Below are 16,235 nucleotides of genomic sequence, written 5' to 3'. Positions count from 1 at the left end.
TAGCCTTCCCGCCGAGATTCGCGAATTCCTATCCGGCACTTCGGCACATTGCAGTTTTTCGTATTCCTGGACGCCGCCCACAGATTGGCTGCATCGAGTTCCGAAGTTCCTAGCAGGTAGGAAGAGCGTCTCAGGAGGCGCGGACCTTTGTAATGCCGCAGGTTACTTGGTTTATGATCACCGCAGCTGGTTTCGCGACTTTAGAGAGAGCCAACCGCCCCAGCTCCAAAACCTGCTTTTTCGTGAGATGCCGGACAACGAACGTAGCGACCTGTTGTGCTTGGCGAAAACGTCGCAGGACGAGCAACTGGCCCTAGAGGTTGGTCCCGCCAACACCGTTGGCCGCATTGTATGCGCGCCCGTCTCCACTGCTGGGCCACGCCGAAAGGTGAGCGCACGCTTCGCCGAATTCCTGGCCGCCTGGGAACTCACCTGCTATGTCGTTCCAACCTATGAGAATTTGCTTCCATGGATCGATCCGGCGACAGGGTATCTGAATCCCGATCAGCAGCGAACAAAATTGCTGAGAACATTTCTTGGTGGCTCGTAGTCGCACACGCAACTGTTTGCGGTCTTACCTGTAATTTTGAGAAATCAAATGGCCGACTACTCAAGCTGGCTGCAGCGAGCGGAGGCATTTGTTCGCAGCACAAGCAACCTCCCGGGCCAATCGGGAATCAACATTGCAATCGAGCCGCCACTTGGTCCGCAAGAAGTCGACGGGTTACATCAGGTCTTACCGCATGGCTTGCCGCCATTATTACGCGACTTTTACTCGACTGCGTCGGCGCAGGTGGAGTTACACTATTCGTGGAGGCCAACTGGTGGCCATCTTGAGCGTCTTCGAGAGGTATTCCGTTACGAATACAACGTTTACGGAGGAGTAACGTTCTGCGCTGCCAGCGCAATGGTGCGAGAACAAAACGCCCTCTTCGACTGGGCCGACGTTTTTTTTGAACAACAAGGCGCAGGGCCTGCCGCAGCAGCAATGTTGAAAGAGTGTGTCCCCTTAATCCCCATCCGTAACGGAGATTATGTCGTCGAGCACATGGCACGCTCACCAACGCAACCCGCGATTTTGTATGTCACCCACGAGTGCGACTGGGGAGCGGAAAGTCCCTTTATCCCTTTGGCCAGGGATGCCGCGGAATTCATGGCCAAGTGGGAGCAACTGTGCTACATCGGCCCCGAGATCTGGATGCTGTCTCCGTTTCTTAACGCTTCATCGACAAACCTGTTGGATACCAAATCACAAGTTGCTCGCGACTGGCGGTCATTTCTTGGCACCTTCTCACTCGCAGTTCCCTGAATAGCTTGAGAGGGGCCTACTCCTGACTGATTGCGGGCTCGTCGTCACTCCAGACCTCCGGTTCGTCGAGCAGGTCCAAACGCAGCACTTCTCGCTTCCATCCCTCTTCATGCACAGGCCAGCAGCGGGCGGCGCAGCCTGCCGCTGAACGTTCGGCGACGATGCCGCTCTCGTGAGCGGTGCGCCAACATTCGCGTTCCACCGGCAATATCGATAGCCGTCCGCCGCGGTTTCCCTGCCGGAACGAGATCGCGCCGTGGTCGAAGATGGTTACTACGATCGGCGTCTCGAATTCCAACATCCGCCGCAGAATCAGCTCGTGACTGGCCGTCGCGAAACGCTGCTTCAGCGTAAATAAATCCCAACCGCACGCGGCGCCGGCCGAGGCCAGCCAACGTGTCGGCAGCAGGATGCGATTGGCCAATTGATTGGCCACCCATTCGCGCGCCGTCGGTGGAGCGATGCAAGGGTCGATCGCCAAGCGCTTAAAAACGACGGCCGCCTCACGCTCTCCCAGTTCATGCGCCACGGCCCATTGCCGACGCTCGGACCGCGGCTCGGGGCGGAGCAGAATTGCCGGGCGAGGGCTGCCCCCGCGCGCGGCGCGCAACTCGACGTAGCGGGCTCGCGACGATTGACCGGAATCGACGACGGTTTCGATCCCCAGGGTGGTCGCCATGCGCATGGCGTCGACCGGTGGTTTACGGACGCCGCAGCGTTTCAGCAGGCGTCTGGCCACGCGGTCGAGGCCGTCGGCCAGTTCTTCGGCCGGAATTTCGGGGAGCATCTTGCCCTCTCCGTTTCGATGTATGTGTACCTATGTTCACTATATCGTGCCATAAGTAACATTCCAGAAGATTTTTGGCCGGGCTGAAAAGGCCATAAGAATGCAATTGCAAAAGAAACAGCGCCGCCAATTACCGACCGTTCGGACTGGTGATTCTTCAGCAGGAGGCGTTCGGCTTTGCCATTCTGATGACGCACATTTCAGCGAATTCCTGCTCGGGCACGTACCCTTCGTGCAAAAAGAACACGACATGCGCAATCGTTCGTCATTCATCCGCGCAATTCGTGCCGGTTACATGCGCGCCATCGCCCCATCCGTTCGAGCCGTGCGCCATATTCCATTCCGCAGGGTCCTTGCCATGACCGCTTCTTGGCCGAGAATGGGAGGGCAGGCTCGGGTCGTCAGCCGGACGTTAATCCGGTAGCATTTCTGAAGTTCGGGGCGAATTGCGTGGTGGAATGTCCAGCCACGGGGCCTGTTCTTCGCGCGGCCTCCTGAAGCCCGCACTGCCACGTCAGCCCAACCCTTTCCGACCGGAGTCCTCTGTTTGTTGCCTATCGTCGAACGTCCGAGCAAGCCTGACGCCGCCCCGGCGACGATCGGCGCTGCGCGCGTGGAAAAGGGAACGTACGCGTTTGTGAGCCTGGGCTGCCCGAAAAACCTGGTCGACAGCGAACGGATGTTGGGGCTGTTACAGTTGGACGGATATCGCCTGGTAAACGAGCCGCAGGGGGCAGATCTGGTCATCGTGAACACTTGCGGTTTCATCGATCAGGCCCGGCAGGAGTCGTACGGCGCCATTCGCGAGATGATTGACCTGAAACGCCGCGGCGGAACGCGGGGTGTCATCGTGTCGGGCTGTCTGGCCGAGCGAGAAAAAGAGGCGCTGCTCGATCAATGCCCTGAAATTGACTACCTGGTGGGGGTTTTCGGCCGCGAACAGGTGACGAAGGTGGCCGACCGCCTGATCGGCGGTCTGCACGAGCAGCGCAGCGTCTTCCAGCCAGCGCCGGCCACACCACTACCGGATGGCAGCCGACTGCGGATCACTCCCCGGCATTTTGCGTATTTGAAGATTTCCGAGGGTTGCGACCGGCTCTGTACGTTTTGCGCGATTCCCAAGATGCGTGGCAAACATGCCACGAAGCCGATCGAGGAAGTGCTACGTGAGGCGCGCGAACTCGTGGCCGATGGCGTGCGCGAGCTGAATATCGTCGCGCAGGACACTACGTACTATGGCCTGGACCTCTACGGCCGGACACGGCTGGCCGAGCTACTGACGGAACTGGACAAGGTCGAGGGGCTCGACTGGATCCGCGTGATGTACCTCTACCCGATGTATTTTACCGACGAGCTGATCGAAGTGCTGGCCGGCGCAAAACGGATCGTGCCGTACCTGGACATGCCGCTGCAACACATCAACGACACGATGCTGCGGCGCATGCAAAGGCGCGTGAATCGCCAAGAAACGGAAACGTTGCTGGCGAAGTTACGCCGCGCCATCCCGAACCTGGTGATGCGAACGACGTTCATCGCCGGCTTTCCGGGCGAGACAGACGAACAATTCGGCGAGCTGGTGGACTTTGTCCGCGAGCAGCACTTCGAACGGCTGGGAGTGTTTACTTATTCGTTCGAACCGGACACACCGGCCGCCCGCTTGCCGGACCACGTCGACGAAGCCGTGAAGGAAGCGCGTCGCAACGAGCTGATGCAGGTGCAGCAAGAGATCGCCCTGGAGTTCAGCGCGTCGCGTGTCGGCCAGACACACGACGTACTCATCGATCGGGCCGTGCCTGACGAGAAGGACGCCTGGATCGGCCGAACCTATGCTGACGCACCGGACGTCGATACCGTGGTCTATGTTACTGGTAGGGGATTGCGTCCCGGCCGGATGGTCAAGAGCGAAATCGTGGCCGCGCACGGGTATGACCTGGTTGCTGCGGCGGTGGGCAAACCGCGATAACGAGACGAGCCATGACGGTGAGCACAAAGAATATGGCCACGGCGACGGTTTTCAACCTGCCGAATCAGTTGACCTCGCTCCGCTTGGCGCTATCGATCGTCCTCTTCGCGCTGATCGCCTTCAAATTCTATTTCGCTTCCTTCGTCGTGTTCCTAGTGGCTTCTTCAACCGATTGGGTCGACGGATACCTGGCCCGCCGCTACGGAATGGTGACGACGCTAGGGCGGATTCTCGATCCATTCGCCGACAAGATCATTGTCTGCGGCAGCTTCATCTTCCTGACAGCCATCCCCGAGATGCAACACTTTTTACCGGCTTGGATGGTGGTCGTGATCGTCGGGCGTGAGTTGTTAGTGACTGCCCTACGCAGCTTCCTAGAGCAGCAGGGGGCTGATTTTTCGGCCAATATGTCGGGCAAGTTGAAGATGGTTCTGCAATGCATCGCCATCGGCGTAGCGCTGTTCTATTTGTCGTACCATGACCAGCCTGTGCCCGAGGCCATCGAGTTCTTGCTGCTCGCCAGTGCCTGGGCGGCCGTGCTTCTGACGATTTACTCGGGCCTGATCTATATTCGTGCGGCCGTCAACATGCTGAATCGATAGCCACGCGGCCCGGCTCTTTCTTTTGATTTCGCGACACGGACCGTGGCGGCGTCCGGCAGCTTTTGGTCCCCTGACGCACTCTTTCGGCCTCGCATGATTCCTGTCGGCGCGTTGCAACTCGGTCTCCTCGTGGCGATTGCCATCTGCTGCGTGGCGCTATGGAACCAGATGTTTCTGTTCCGGTCGGCCGGCCAGCAAATCGTCAATTACGAGCCGCGACGCGTCGTTCCCTGGGGACCGCTGGATGTCGTGGCCCTGGCGGTCGGAACAGTTTTGATCGTCAACTTATGCACGCTTCCGCTACGTCACCTGGAACAGCAATCGCACGAAACGCAGAAGTCTGCGGAAAGTGCCGCCGAAGATCAACCTGACGAGAGCCCCGACGCGAACGATAAGACGGCCAGTGAAATTGTCGCGACCGAAGAAGCGCAAATCGTCGATGCGGCGAAAGAGAATCGAGGCGACGACGACGCCAAGCCTGCGAATGCGGCGTCCGCGGATACCGAGCCGGCGGATGCCATCGCCGTAGCAAGTGACGAGAAGCCCGCCGCGGCTGACACTTTTGGTTTGCTCATGTTGGCGTCGATCGGAACGATGCTCTCGCTGGCGGCCGGTATAGCGTGGCTGAGATTTCGCGGCGCGACTTTTAACGACATGGGGCTAATCGCTTGGGAACTGCGTCCAGACTTCCTGCGCGGACTGGCCGGCTTCTTGGTCGCTAGTTTGCCGGTCTATCTGATTCAGATCATCGCGGTGCAGTTCATTCCGGCGGCGCACCCGGTGAGCGAGATTTTCCAGTCGCGCCCCAGCCCGCTCACGCTCCTGGTGACGGCCGTAACGGCGGTCGTCGTGGCTCCCTTAACCGAAGAGTTCTTCTTTCGTGTCGTCTTGCAGGGCTGGCTGGAACGACTATTCGCCGAACGCGAGGTCGAAGTTCCAGCGGAGCAGATATCAGTATCGTCGGCTTGGCCGCACGAGGGTATCCAATCCCGAATCGAGAGCACGTCGCAAGAACACGCACATCCGACCGGAACGAATGACGCAACTCGCCCCCGGTCCGAGATTTCCGCGCCGCAAGATGCCGAACGCCCGCTGACCGGACATCCCTCCTCGACATCTATCCCTTCGATGGTGCCGGTCTATCTCAGTTCATTCATTTTCGCGATTATGCATCTGGACTATGGCCCCAGCGCGCTCGCGCTGTTCTTCTTCGCCCTGGTGCTGGGGTATTTGTACCGGCAAACACATCGGCTCTGGCCGAGCGTCGTGGCGCATGCGTCACTGAACGCCATCAGCACCTTCATGCTGCTTACGACCACAGTGTAAGTGCTGGTGACCCGACCGGGGCGTCACTATAATCCGCGTTCCGCCGACTTTTGATGCGCACAGCGACTCTGTTCGCGGTGATTGATGAACCAGAGCGAGCGGCTGCGCGACAATTCGCCACGCACTACGTAATTTCAACATAGAGAGAGTCACGATGGGCCTGGGATTTGGCATCATTGGTTGCGGGATGATCGCGAAGTTTCACGCCCGGGCCATCGCCGAAGTGCGCGGCGCAAAGCTGGTCGCCTGCTTCGATTCGTTTCCCGCAGCAGCCGATCGCTTGGCGTCCGAGACCGGCTGCCGGGCGTACCATGACTTGGATCAAATGTTGGCCGACCCTGCCATCGACGTGGTGACGATCGGCACCCCCAGCGGCGCCCACATGGAGCCAGCCGTGGCCGCGGCCCGAGCGGGCAAGCATGTGATTGTGGAAAAGCCGCTCGAGATCACCCTCTCGCGCTGCGACAAAATCATCGCGGCCTGCGACAAGGCGGGGGTCAAACTATCAGCCATCTTCCCGTCGCGCTTTCACAGTTCGAGTCAGGAAATTCGCCGCGCGCTCGACGAAGGGCGCTTCGGCCGGCTGACGCTGGGTGACGCCTACGTGAAATGGTTCCGCCCGCAATCGTATTACGACAGCGGGGCTTGGCGCGGCACGTGGAAGCTCGACGGCGGCGGAGCGTTGATGAATCAGGCAATTCACAGCGTTGATCTATTGAGCTGGTTCATGGGGCCAGCGGTTGAAATTCGCGCGCAGACCGGCCTGCTGGCCCACGAGCGTATCGCCGTCGAGGATACGGCCGTCGCCACGATCCGCTATGAGAACGGCGCATTGGGCGTGATCGAAGCCAGCACCGCGGCATTTCCCGGTTATTTGAAGCGCATCGAGATTCACGGCTCGACTGGCTCGGCCGTGATGGAAGAGGAAGACATCGTGAAGTGGGACTTCGCGAAGAAGGGGCGTCGTGACGCGGCCGTGCAAACACAGATGGGAGAAAAGAAAAGCACGGGCGGCGGCGCCAGCGACCCATCCGCCATTGGCCACCACGGCCACACGCTGCAATTTCGGGACGTGGCTGACGCGATCGCCAAGGATCGCGCCCCGGCCATCGACGGACCGCAGGGCCGCCGTAGCGTCGAGATTATTCTGGCGATTTATAAGGCGGCCGAAACCGGCCGAGCCGTTGCGCTGCCATTGAAGAGCGACCCGACGCTCGCTGCCCGCAAGAATGACGCCAAAGCCAAAGGGCATCCGAAGAGCTGACGCCGGCAGAGGACGCAAATTGCGGAAATTCTTTCGCTCCGCATTCAGCGCTCATCACTCCGCGCTTTAAAACGGCAGCATGTCGCGCAGGGCCGCGATTACCAGATGATGGTTCAGCGGAGCGTACCAGGCGATCACGGCCACCATCGACAGTGCGGCCATCGACAAACCAGGCCCCCATACATTCAGTCGTGCTCGGGCCGGTACAAGCTGCTGCGCCAGGGCCAACTCCAGTTGTCGCCAGCCGGCCGGACTTTGCCGATCGCCGTTAGCCACGAGCGACACGTTGCGCATCAGGGAATTGCTCTCCAGATGCAACTGCACGTCGGCATTAGGCAATGACAGGCAGGTACCAGCCCAGCGGTATTGCGAATCGACGCTATCGATGGCCGTGGCCAACAGCGGGCGAAGCTGTTCGATCGAAATGTTGTACACAGTCAAACGCGGGCGGCTGAACAATATCCACAACGCCAGCCCCAGCGAATACAGCCCCACGGATAGGACCCAGATATAGGTTCCTAATTGATTGATGGCTGATTGCGGATGCAAAAGTTCGATAGGCCCCACCAGCAACATGCCCGCGATACCGAAGCCGAGCGCCGCAATGTCGCGCGTGCCGGTGACCAGCACCGGTCGTCGCAATAGGTTCAATCCCGCGAGCAATAGCAGGTATAGCGCCAAAGGCGCGAGTGCTATGCAAATCCGCACGCCGTCCATGATTTAATATCCCGTGCCTTGCCAATGCTCAAGGCAGCGTGAATGCCCCTGCGTTCGAAAACCATTCCGTTCAGCCGCCCGGTGCTTCTTGCAGAAACGCCTCGATGTAAGTCCGGCGCCCTCAAGGACCCAGACAGCGACTGGCCCGACCGCCTGGAAAATGCGGCCTCTTCATCCCGCCAATCGTAAAAGGTGGGCCCCGATACGTCAATTCGACCCTACAGCTTGCCTGGCCAACCGACATGCTGGAGATCAAACGAGTACGTAAGTCGCGCGCCAAGAGATTTTCATAGCAACGTGCAAAACGCGCAAACCGACCGTATCGCCCCGGCCCGAAATCGAAAAGCCGCGACTTCGAACCCCCTACCCGGTCACATCGCTGGGGGATCTCTCGCCGGTTGAAGTTTTCGCCTGGGCGTGTGCCGCTACGATGCGCTCGAATTCACTTCGTAGGCCGGCGCGCGCTGCGGCACGTTCGCGCGCTAAGCTTCGATAATGTCGGGCCGAGGCCACCGCGTCGAGGATCGCAAGCCACCCGATCCAACAAGTCGCTAGGGTCACGAGCAGCCACAACGCCACGAAGAGCCTCGGCGACCGGTCAGGCGAGACACGCAGCCCGACAAGCATCGTCGGCGCCACCAACGCCAATAGCGCGCTCGCCCGCGTGCGCCGGCGAAACTGGTGATAGCGGAAACTGAGATCTACGGCGTTCCGCAACCGTGTCTTTGCACGCTGCCAACTGGCGCGATGGGCGACCAACATCGCCACAGCCAAACCGAGAACACCGGCAGGAAATATCATGACAGCCATGGGCACCCGGACCTTACCTGCCCCAATAGGTTCACCGCCCCAAGGATTACGCCCCGGCCCTGTATTCAACGAGTTACCGATTTCAGCCATTCGGCCATCACCCAACCGACCTTGGCGAGCGACAGCGCCGAGCATTTGTCGGCCGTATCCCCGCGCGTGTGCCAATGGGGATACTCGAAGTCGATGACATCGCAGGTGGGTATCTTGGCCTTGCGGTTGAGCGGGATGTGATCGTCGTTGACCGTCGGTCCCAGCCGCGGAACGAATTCCCGTACACCCAACTTCTTGGCCATGGCCCAGACCGAATTTACCACGCTGCGCGACGCGGGCCAATCCAGGCTGTTCCCCTCCTGATAGATCTCGAGATCCTTGTCTCCCACCATGTCCAGCAATACGCCGGCCTTATAGGTATGCTTCGGCGGATGAGCGACGTAATCCTCGGCAAAATGGGTAGAACCGAGGAAGTACTCGTCGCGGTCGTTGAAGATGAACTCCTCGCCGTCGAACAGAACGAAGTCCACTCCAAGCTTGCCGTCGAGTTTCTTGACGCTCTCTCCCAATTGCATCATCAGCGCCACGCCGCTGGCCCCGTCGTTAGCGCCGACGAACGGTCCATTGGGATCGATCGGGTCCTGATCCGGGCGCGGACGGGTGTCGTAATGCGCGCCGATCAGGATGCGCTGCTTCGTGTCGGGCTGCCACTCGATGACCATGTTCGCCATCTCGACTGCCGACCCGTTCGCCGGATGCCGCACGCGAAACGGCTGCATCGTGACCTTCGCCCCCTGCTTTTCAAAGTGCTCGCGCAGAATCTCCTGCTGGCGAGTCATGCCGGGCGAACCGCTAATGCGCGATCCCAGGGCACAGATATCCTGCAGGTACTCGTAGGCCTGCGTGCCGTCGAAGGGGATTTTTTCGAGCGTCAAGCGCTTATCAGGGCCGGCCGCCGAAAGATTTCGCGCCGGGGCGTCAATCAAGACCACATAGGCGATCGCCGCACAGCTGGCCACGATCACGGTTGCCAAAAACCAAGTTTGTCCGGAGAGTTTTTTCATAAGCATAGCGGCGGCGAATCCATTCGGCGGAAAACAGGGGGACCTCGTCAATCGGTCGCCCCCTGCCCGGTATTCTAGCCGGAACGCACGGTTTCGCCCTCTCCAGTCTACCGGCCCGGGCGGTCGAAATGGGCATCCTCGGGGTAGCGTGAGTTTCGCCGCGGGGATGGCTATACTTAGCCCGGCTCGCCGGCCACGGCAGGCTCTCGCAAAACGACCCACCGCACTATCCCACCGCAGGAGTTCGACCGATGAAGTCTCGCTCAATGGTCTGTTTGGCGCTCTTAGCCGGCGTTTGCGGCCTGTTCGCCGCCCGCGCAGGCGCGGCGGTTAAGCCGGCTGCTCTGTTCTCTGATGGCGCCGTCTTGCAACAGGGCGTGAAAGTTCCCGTCTGGGGCACGGCCGCCGACGGCGAAAAAGTGACAGTCACCTTTCAGGGGCAATCCGTCACGGCCACGGCCAAGGACGGACGCTGGCGCGCGGAGCTCGCACCGCTGAAGGCCGGCGGACCCTTCGAACTAACGATCGCGGGCGAGAACACGGTAAAGGTGAACAACGTTCTCGTCGGCGAGGTGTGGATCGCCAGCGGACAATCGAATATGCAATGGGCCGTGAATCAAAGCGACAATCCTCAGCAGGTGGTCAAGGATTCGGCCAATCCGCAGATTCGCCTGATCACGATCCCGCGCCGCGCCACGCCGCAACTGCAACCGGATGTCGATGCCAAGTGGCAGGATTGCGGCCCGGCGACGGTCGGTGATTTTTCGGCCGTGGCCTATTTCTTCGGTCGCGACCTGCAGCAGCAACTGAAGGTGCCGGTCGGCCTGATCAGCACCAATTACGGCGGTACCCCGGCCGAAGCGTGGACCAGTCACGAAGCTCTCGCCGCCGAACCGTCTCTAAAGAGCTTGGCTTCCATGCCGGCGACCGAGGGTCCGAACAGCCCCGCCGGCCTTTACAACGCGATGATCCACCCATTGCTGCCGTACGCGATCCGTGGCGCCATCTGGTACCAGGGAGAATCAAATGCCGGCCGCGCCTATGAGTACCGCACGCTGTTCCCGACCATGATCAAGGATTGGCGTGCCAAGTGGGGACAAGGGGATTTCCCGTTCCTGCTCGTACAGTTGGCCCCGTTTTTCAAAATCGATTTCGAACCCAAGGACTGTGCTTGGGCTGAGTTGCGTGATGCGCAACTTTACTCGACGCAATCTCTCCCCTCGGTCGGAATGGCCGTGATCACGGATTACGGGGACGAGGCCGACATTCATCCGAAGTGGAAAGCGCCGGTCGGCGGCCGATTGGCCCTGGCCGCCCGCGCGTTGGCCTACGGCGAAAAGATTCCGTACTCGGGTCCCGAGTACTACGAGCAGAAAGTCGACGGCAACAAGGTCGTTCTTAGCTTCAAGCACACCGACGGTGGCCTCGTAGCCCGCGGCGGCAGCGGCGAGTTGTACGGCTTCACGATCGCCGGCGCGGATCAAAAGTTCGTAAACGCCCATGCCGAGCTACAAGGGGATAAGGTCGTCGTCAGCAGCCCGGCCGTGAAGGAACCGGTCGGCGTGCGGATGGGTTGGGCGAACTACCCGCTGGTGAACCTATACAACGGCGCAGGCTTGCCGGCGTCGCCGTTCCGCACCGACACGTTCCCGGACTCGACGAAGCCGAAATAAGTCGGCCGATTACCTTCACAAGTCTGGCTTTTCAAAGGGCTGCGCGGCCGAAACCGCGCAGCCCTTTTTTATTTGCTGGGCTGAAACTGGCGCGTCTGTGGCTGGCCTCTGCGAGGCCGGCGCGTTTGCCCCACCGTCAGCGATTTCTCTCACTTCCAGCGGATCGACGCCGAATGCAAAAGCTCCGGGGTCGCAGCCCCCGGCTACAGAGTCATTGTGCTTGTCAGACTGTGGGCGCCAGTGCATCGGGCAATGCCGAGATTCGTCCAAAGCGGCGTTCGCGCCCTTCAAAATCATCCATCGCCGCGGCTAAGTCCTCGGCGGTGAACTCCGGCCACATCCGGTCGGTGAAATACAGCTCGGCGAAAGCGCTTTCCCACAACAGAAAGTCACTCAAACGCCGTTCGCCCCCGGTGCGAATTACCAGGTCAACGTCAGGCGTCTCGTGTTGCTCGCCGCGGTCAGCCGCGACGAGGCGCGAGAAATCGTCGATCGACATCTCGCCAAGCTGCTTGGTTGCAGCCAGACGTCGCGCGACTGACACGATCGTTTCGCGCGAGGAGTAGTCGATCGCCAGCCGTAGGTGCAGCGTCGTCCCCTGGCGCGTCACTTGCTCGGCCGCGGCGATCGTCGTGCGCAGCGACGGGGGCAATCGGTCACGCCGCCCGACCAAGGAAAGGCGAACGCCCTTCCGGCAGCACAATTCGGTCTCGTTGACCAGATATTCGTGGAATAATCGCATCAGCGCCGCGATCTCGCTGGCCGGCCGTTGCCAGTTGGCGGCCGCGAAGGCGAACAGTGTCAGCGTGCCGATCCCCAGGTCCGGCGCCGCTTCGACCACGCGGCGGACGGCCTCGCCTCCGACCTCGTGTCCATGCGTGCGCGGCTCGCCACGGCGGACGGCCCAGCGTCCGTTGCCGTCCATAATGATGGCCACATGGCGAAGCGATTTTCGCGGACAATTGCTTTGCATCGCAAAGCCTCCTCACAAAAAAATTCACAGCGAAGATTCCATCGGACCTGATCAAACCGGAACCCAGCCGGCAGGCAGCGACGCCGCCGCGGCTTTATGGTCGGCCGAGATTTGCGCGTCGCGCACGACGCGTTCCAACTCGGCGAGGTACTTCAGAAAACGATCGCGGCCGGCGCGCGAAAGCCGACACAGCGTTTGCGGTCGTTTGTTTTCAAAACCTTTCCACAGCTCGACGAGCCCCGCTTCGCGCAGCGTGTCGAGGTGCCGGCTCAGATTCCCGTCGGTCAGCACGCACAATCGCTTAAGTTCGTTGAAGAGCAAACCCTCGGGCCGTGTGACGAGCGAGGTCATAATGCCCAGTCGCGCTTTTTCGTGCAGTACGCGTTCGAGCCCCTGGTAGGCAAAACGCCCGGGTGTGATCGCAGCGGCGTCTGTTGAATCCATTCGCTTAGCCATGTTCGGCACGCTCCACGTTCCAGAATAACACCACGGCGGCCGCCAATTGCCCCACGCCGAACGTGCCCGCCACGATCCAGCCGAACTGCCAGGCGTCCTCCGGGGGCAAGGCAATCCAGAGCAATCCGGATGCCAAGTACCACAATGCGACCCAACCACTGGCGCGCGGCAGGTACGGCCGGGCGGAGAAAATCGCGAGTCCAAACGAGACAGCCCACAGCCCCGGCAAAAGGGGCAAATACAGATCACTGGCCCGGCCGATGCACCACGTTACCCCCAGCCCTGCCGCCAGCCCCGGCACGAACTGGCCAAGGACTTTTCGCGAGCGCCGGCGGGCCGTCACATCTTCGTGAACGTAGTTGATTGCCGTCTCGGAAAACCCGATCAGGCCGCAGACGACGCCGGCCACCATCCAGTAAGTAATCGCGCTCGGCAGATCATTGGTGGCTGACAGTCGCGGAGCCACGACCGCGGCGGCGAAACCAGCCAAGCCCGAAAGTGCCACCGGCAGCGAGCGAAATCCGCGATAGATTTCCCCCTTGGCCAGATGGGCATGGATCTCCGAGATTTGCGACAATGCTTTGTTGTATTCCACAACCAGCCTCGGGCGGCAATCCACCTCTCGTGCCTCACCGCAGCACTTTAACCGTGAACGATGGATACTTTACAATGCAAAGTGAAGACGGTCAAGAGATAGTTTCAACAACCGGATCGCGTCCTGCGACAGGCAATTACTAGCGCACTAAAATGAATCTCTCCCGGCGCGATGCGAGGCAGGCGACGACAGATCATTCTTCCGCCGGGGACTTGGAGCGGCCGGACATGCAATTTCTGGCAACAAACGATCCGCTGGCCCTCGCTGTGGTCGAGGCGATCCGTGGCGGCCACATCGACACTTTGAAGAGGCTACTCGCCGATCACCCTGGCTTGGCCCAAACGAGCATCGGGGGTGAGGCCGATGGCAGAAAGCCGCAACAATCGCGCACGTTGCTGCACATCGTGACCGATTGGCCGGGGCATTTTCCGCGTGGAGCGGAAACGGTGGCGATTCTGGTCACGGCCGGGGCCAATGTGAACGCCCAGTTCATTGGACCGCACACCGAAACGCCCTTGCATTGGGCCGCCAGTTGCGACGACGTGTCGGTACTCGATGCACTTTTGGATCGTGGCGCCGACATCGAGGCGCGCGGCGCCGTGATTGCCGGCGGAACGGCACTCGCCGATGCGACGGCATTCGGACAGTGGAAGGCCGCCCGCCGGCTGGTCGAGCGCGGCGCCAAAACGACGCTGTGGGAAGCGTCAGCCTTGGGACTGCTCGAACGGATCGAAACGATGTTCTCCACCGCAGTGCCGCCGACTGAAGAAATCACCCGCTGTTTTTGGGGCGCTTGCCACGGCGGTCAGCAAGAGACCGCCCAATATCTGCTCGATCGTGGTGCGGACATCAATTGGATTGGCTGGGACGAGCTAACGCCCTTGGATGCCGCAGGACGCGCCGGCGCCAATTCGCTGGTCGCCTGGCTCTATCACCGTGGAGCGAAATCCGCGAAAGAACTACGTGGCGTGTAAGAGTAAAGTGCCACGCAGGGAACGACCAATCTATGATCATCTTCCCTTGACAGGCTGAATCCGCGTAGCCACGATCGCGGAATCGTTGAGCGAAACATCGGTTTTCCATTCTCGCGGCACCCGCTTACTCACGGCATTTGATGAGCGCCCCTGAACCTGTCGCCACCGACGTGATTGCCGATTCCCAGGCGCAGCTTTTCACTGCGACAACTTCGAGCACGATCGCATGGTGGATCATTGGCGCGATCGTGGCCGTGGCCGCCGCGGCACGCATCTGGACGGCCCTCGACGAGCTATGGTTGGACGAGATCTGGACGCTGTTCGTCTTTGCCGCCAAGACGCGTTATCCCTGGGACGTGTTTACCTATCACCATGACAACAATCACTATCTGATCACGTTGTGGATGTATGCCGTCGGCACGGACTGGTACTCGAGCCTGGTATATCGAATGCCGTCCTTAGTCGCGGGCGTCGGCACGGTGGCGCTGGCCGCGAAAGTCGCCAGCCGCTGGGGAAACCTGGCGGCATGTCTGGCCGCGACATTGACCGGCGCGTCGCATTTCTTGATTTTTTTCGCCGCGCAGGCCCGAGGTTACGCCCTGGCAGGCTGTTTTGCGCTCGTCGCATTCCTGGCGCTCGATCGCTATCTCTCCACGCGTAGCCGGGGCGCGAACGTGCTGTTCGTCGTGGCCACGCTATTAGGCATCGTATCGCACCTGACGTTCATCGAGTTCTACTTCGCTGCGATTATCTGGTCGACGGTCGTCTGCTGCGGCTATGCGAAGTCACGCTGGCAAGCCGTGGCGCCGCTGCTGGCTTTGCACGCCGTGCCGCTCGCATTTTTCGCGGCCCTCTATCTGATCGATGTGCGCGCGCTGATTTCCAGCCCCGATCCGTTTGTGCTGTCGGACGTATTGGCGCGGACGTCGACCTTAGCGCTTGGTGGGCCAACTGGTGCGCCGGCGACGCTCTTGATTTTCACCATTGTCACGCTGGCCGTGGGGGTGGGAGCGATTTACTTGCTGTCGCGTGAGGAGCCCGATTTATGGATTTTCTTCGCCGCGATGACCTTCTTCGTGCCGGCCGTCATGCTGAGCGTGCTGCACCCGGTAGTGCTGTATGAGCGATTCTTCTACATCAACATTGTGTTTTATCTGCTGGCTGCGAGTTTTCTGCTGAGCCGGTTGTGGAACTTCGGTTTCGCAGGACGGAGCGTTGTTGTCCTGGCATTAGCCGGCTTTGTGCTGGGAAATGTCAGCCATGTGGTGGCCGTCGTACGCCAGGGAAGGTCGCATCATCGCGAGGCGCTCGCCTACATCGCCGAGCATTCGGCCGGCCCTGAAATCCACATTGCCGACATCGAGGCGAATCTTCGCACGCAGATGTACGTCAGCTTTTACCAGCCTGTGCTGCCGGCCGGGCGAAAGTATATCGCCGAGAAGTTGACGACCGAACTTGCGACCGCGCCGGAATGGCTGTTGTTCGATGAAATGCCCAACCCCGCGCCGACGCTCACGCTCGAGAATCGTCCCGAAACGTATCGGCTGAGCAACGTCTACTCCTCGGCCACACTGGAGGGAGCCACGACGATGACGGTTTATCATCGCGACGATGCTGCCGCGTCTGAATCGGTCCGCCCACCAATCGATCCGTCTAAGCCAGCTCAGGGCTTGGACACCCACGGCGCACTTCCAGCCAAGTGAAATTGCTCCATTTTTCTGTTATTCTCCG

16 protein-coding genes are annotated in these 16,235 nt (G+C 60.4%); 9 read left to right on the top strand and 7 right to left on the bottom strand.

The window, feature by feature from the left end:
• Positions 1-598 precede the first annotated feature (598 nt).
• Positions 599-1,309 (top strand): hypothetical protein, encoded by a 711-nt coding sequence (locus VGN12_23125; GenBank protein HEY4312360.1) that lies wholly within the window; start codon positions 599-601, stop codon positions 1,307-1,309.
• A gap of 16 nt (positions 1,310-1,325) precedes the next feature.
• Here VGN12_23125 and VGN12_23120 read toward each other — a convergent pair whose 3' ends face one another.
• Positions 1,326-2,096, bottom strand: a complete 771-nt coding sequence (locus tag VGN12_23120) for an ImmA/IrrE family metallo-endopeptidase (protein ID HEY4312359.1) — start codon at positions 2,094-2,096, stop codon at positions 1,326-1,328.
• Positions 2,097-2,196: 100 nt separating this feature from the next.
• Here VGN12_23120 and VGN12_23115 point away from each other — a divergent pair, with 100 nt between their 5' ends.
• The 5 genes from VGN12_23115 to VGN12_23095 all read left to right on the top strand — a co-directional run bounded on the left by VGN12_23115 (position 2,197) and on the right by VGN12_23095 (position 7,251).
• On the top strand, positions 2,197-2,520 hold the full coding sequence (locus tag VGN12_23115; GenBank protein ID HEY4312358.1) for a hypothetical protein: 324 nt from the start codon (positions 2,197-2,199) through the stop codon (positions 2,518-2,520).
• A gap of 123 nt (positions 2,521-2,643) precedes the next feature.
• The gene (rimO, locus tag VGN12_23110) at positions 2,644-4,059 is read left to right on the top strand and encodes a 30S ribosomal protein S12 methylthiotransferase RimO (protein HEY4312357.1); all 1,416 of its coding nucleotides are present in this window, start codon (positions 2,644-2,646) and stop codon (positions 4,057-4,059) included.
• 11 nt (positions 4,060-4,070) lie between these two features.
• On the top strand, positions 4,071-4,661 hold the full coding sequence (pgsA, locus tag VGN12_23105; GenBank protein HEY4312356.1) for a CDP-diacylglycerol--glycerol-3-phosphate 3-phosphatidyltransferase: 591 nt from the start codon (positions 4,071-4,073) through the stop codon (positions 4,659-4,661).
• 93 nt (positions 4,662-4,754) lie between these two features.
• Positions 4,755-5,987 carry a CPBP family glutamic-type intramembrane protease gene (locus tag VGN12_23100; GenBank protein ID HEY4312355.1) on the top strand — a complete coding sequence of 411 codons (1,233 nt, stop codon included), beginning with the start codon at positions 4,755-4,757 and terminating at the stop codon, positions 5,985-5,987.
• Between the two features lie 154 nt (positions 5,988-6,141).
• Complete coding sequence (locus VGN12_23095; GenBank protein ID HEY4312354.1) at positions 6,142-7,251, top strand: Gfo/Idh/MocA family oxidoreductase; 1,110 nt, start codon at positions 6,142-6,144, stop codon at positions 7,249-7,251.
• Between the two features lie 66 nt (positions 7,252-7,317).
• Here the strand turns inward: VGN12_23095 and VGN12_23090 are convergent, their stop codons facing one another.
• The 3 genes from VGN12_23090 to VGN12_23080 all read right to left on the bottom strand — a co-directional run bounded on the left by VGN12_23090 (position 7,318) and on the right by VGN12_23080 (position 9,839).
• Entirely contained in the window at positions 7,318-7,968 is a 651-nt protein-coding gene (locus VGN12_23090) for a hypothetical protein (protein ID HEY4312353.1), read from the bottom strand.
• A 363-nt stretch (positions 7,969-8,331) separates the two neighbouring features.
• Entirely contained in the window at positions 8,332-8,778 is a 447-nt protein-coding gene (locus VGN12_23085) for a hypothetical protein (protein ID HEY4312352.1), read from the bottom strand.
• A gap of 65 nt (positions 8,779-8,843) precedes the next feature.
• Complete coding sequence (locus tag VGN12_23080; protein ID HEY4312351.1) at positions 8,844-9,839, bottom strand: M28 family peptidase; 996 nt, start codon at positions 9,837-9,839, stop codon at positions 8,844-8,846.
• 245 nt (positions 9,840-10,084) lie between these two features.
• Between VGN12_23080 and VGN12_23075 the strand changes: the two genes are divergently transcribed.
• Entirely contained in the window at positions 10,085-11,506 is a 1,422-nt protein-coding gene (locus VGN12_23075; GenBank protein HEY4312350.1) for a sialate O-acetylesterase, read from the top strand.
• A 223-nt stretch (positions 11,507-11,729) separates the two neighbouring features.
• Here the strand turns inward: VGN12_23075 and VGN12_23070 are convergent, their stop codons facing one another.
• From VGN12_23070 to VGN12_23060, 3 genes are read right to left on the bottom strand one after another with little or no spacing between them, the layout of a single operon-like run.
• Positions 11,730-12,479, bottom strand: a complete 750-nt coding sequence (locus VGN12_23070; GenBank protein ID HEY4312349.1) for a di-trans,poly-cis-decaprenylcistransferase — start codon at positions 12,477-12,479, stop codon at positions 11,730-11,732.
• Positions 12,480-12,530: 51 nt separating this feature from the next.
• Entirely contained in the window at positions 12,531-12,935 is a 405-nt protein-coding gene (locus VGN12_23065; protein ID HEY4312348.1) for a transcriptional regulator, read from the bottom strand.
• Positions 12,928-13,530, bottom strand: coding sequence for a hypothetical protein (locus VGN12_23060; protein ID HEY4312347.1), 603 nt, complete (start codon positions 13,528-13,530; stop codon positions 12,928-12,930). Before VGN12_23060 ends, VGN12_23065 begins: the two co-directional genes overlap by 8 nt.
• Before the next feature lie 227 nt (positions 13,531-13,757).
• Between VGN12_23060 and VGN12_23055 the strand changes: the two genes are divergently transcribed.
• Both VGN12_23055 and VGN12_23050 read left to right on the top strand, forming a co-directional pair.
• Positions 13,758-14,504 carry an ankyrin repeat domain-containing protein gene (locus VGN12_23055; GenBank protein HEY4312346.1) on the top strand — a complete coding sequence of 249 codons (747 nt, stop codon included), beginning with the start codon at positions 13,758-13,760 and terminating at the stop codon, positions 14,502-14,504.
• A gap of 140 nt (positions 14,505-14,644) precedes the next feature.
• Positions 14,645-16,207, top strand: coding sequence for a hypothetical protein (locus VGN12_23050; GenBank protein HEY4312345.1), 1,563 nt, complete (start codon positions 14,645-14,647; stop codon positions 16,205-16,207).
• Positions 16,208-16,235: the final 28 nt, after the last annotated feature.

Source organism: Pirellulales bacterium, assembly GCA_036499395.1.
Lineage (GTDB): Bacteria > Planctomycetota > Planctomycetia > Pirellulales > JACPPG01 > JACPPG01.
Note: the sequence above shows the minus strand (reverse complement) of the source record. Positions and strands in the feature narration are given on the sequence as shown.

Coding starts and splice junctions, on each gene's coding strand:
- VGN12_23115 (HEY4312358.1), top strand. CDS start 2,197: ATGCAATTGCAAAAGAAACAGCGCCGCCAATTACCGACCGTTCGGACT.
- VGN12_23100 (HEY4312355.1), top strand. CDS start 4,755: ATGATTCCTGTCGGCGCGTTGCAACTCGGTCTCCTCGTGGCGATTGCC.
- pgsA (HEY4312356.1), top strand. CDS start 4,071: ATGACGGTGAGCACAAAGAATATGGCCACGGCGACGGTTTTCAACCTG.
- VGN12_23125 (HEY4312360.1), top strand. CDS start 599: ATGGCCGACTACTCAAGCTGGCTGCAGCGAGCGGAGGCATTTGTTCGC.
- VGN12_23065 (HEY4312348.1), bottom strand. CDS start 12,935: ATGGCTAAGCGAATGGATTCAACAGACGCCGCTGCGATCACACCCGGG.
- VGN12_23085 (HEY4312352.1), bottom strand. CDS start 8,778: ATGGCTGTCATGATATTTCCTGCCGGTGTTCTCGGTTTGGCTGTGGCG.
- VGN12_23050 (HEY4312345.1), top strand. CDS start 14,645: ATGAGCGCCCCTGAACCTGTCGCCACCGACGTGATTGCCGATTCCCAG.
- VGN12_23080 (HEY4312351.1), bottom strand. CDS start 9,839: ATGCTTATGAAAAAACTCTCCGGACAAACTTGGTTTTTGGCAACCGTG.
- VGN12_23120 (HEY4312359.1), bottom strand. CDS start 2,096: ATGCTCCCCGAAATTCCGGCCGAAGAACTGGCCGACGGCCTCGACCGC.
- VGN12_23055 (HEY4312346.1), top strand. CDS start 13,758: ATGCAATTTCTGGCAACAAACGATCCGCTGGCCCTCGCTGTGGTCGAG.
- VGN12_23090 (HEY4312353.1), bottom strand. CDS start 7,968: ATGGACGGCGTGCGGATTTGCATAGCACTCGCGCCTTTGGCGCTATAC.
- VGN12_23095 (HEY4312354.1), top strand. CDS start 6,142: ATGGGCCTGGGATTTGGCATCATTGGTTGCGGGATGATCGCGAAGTTT.
- VGN12_23070 (HEY4312349.1), bottom strand. CDS start 12,479: ATGCAAAGCAATTGTCCGCGAAAATCGCTTCGCCATGTGGCCATCATT.
- VGN12_23075 (HEY4312350.1), top strand. CDS start 10,085: ATGAAGTCTCGCTCAATGGTCTGTTTGGCGCTCTTAGCCGGCGTTTGC.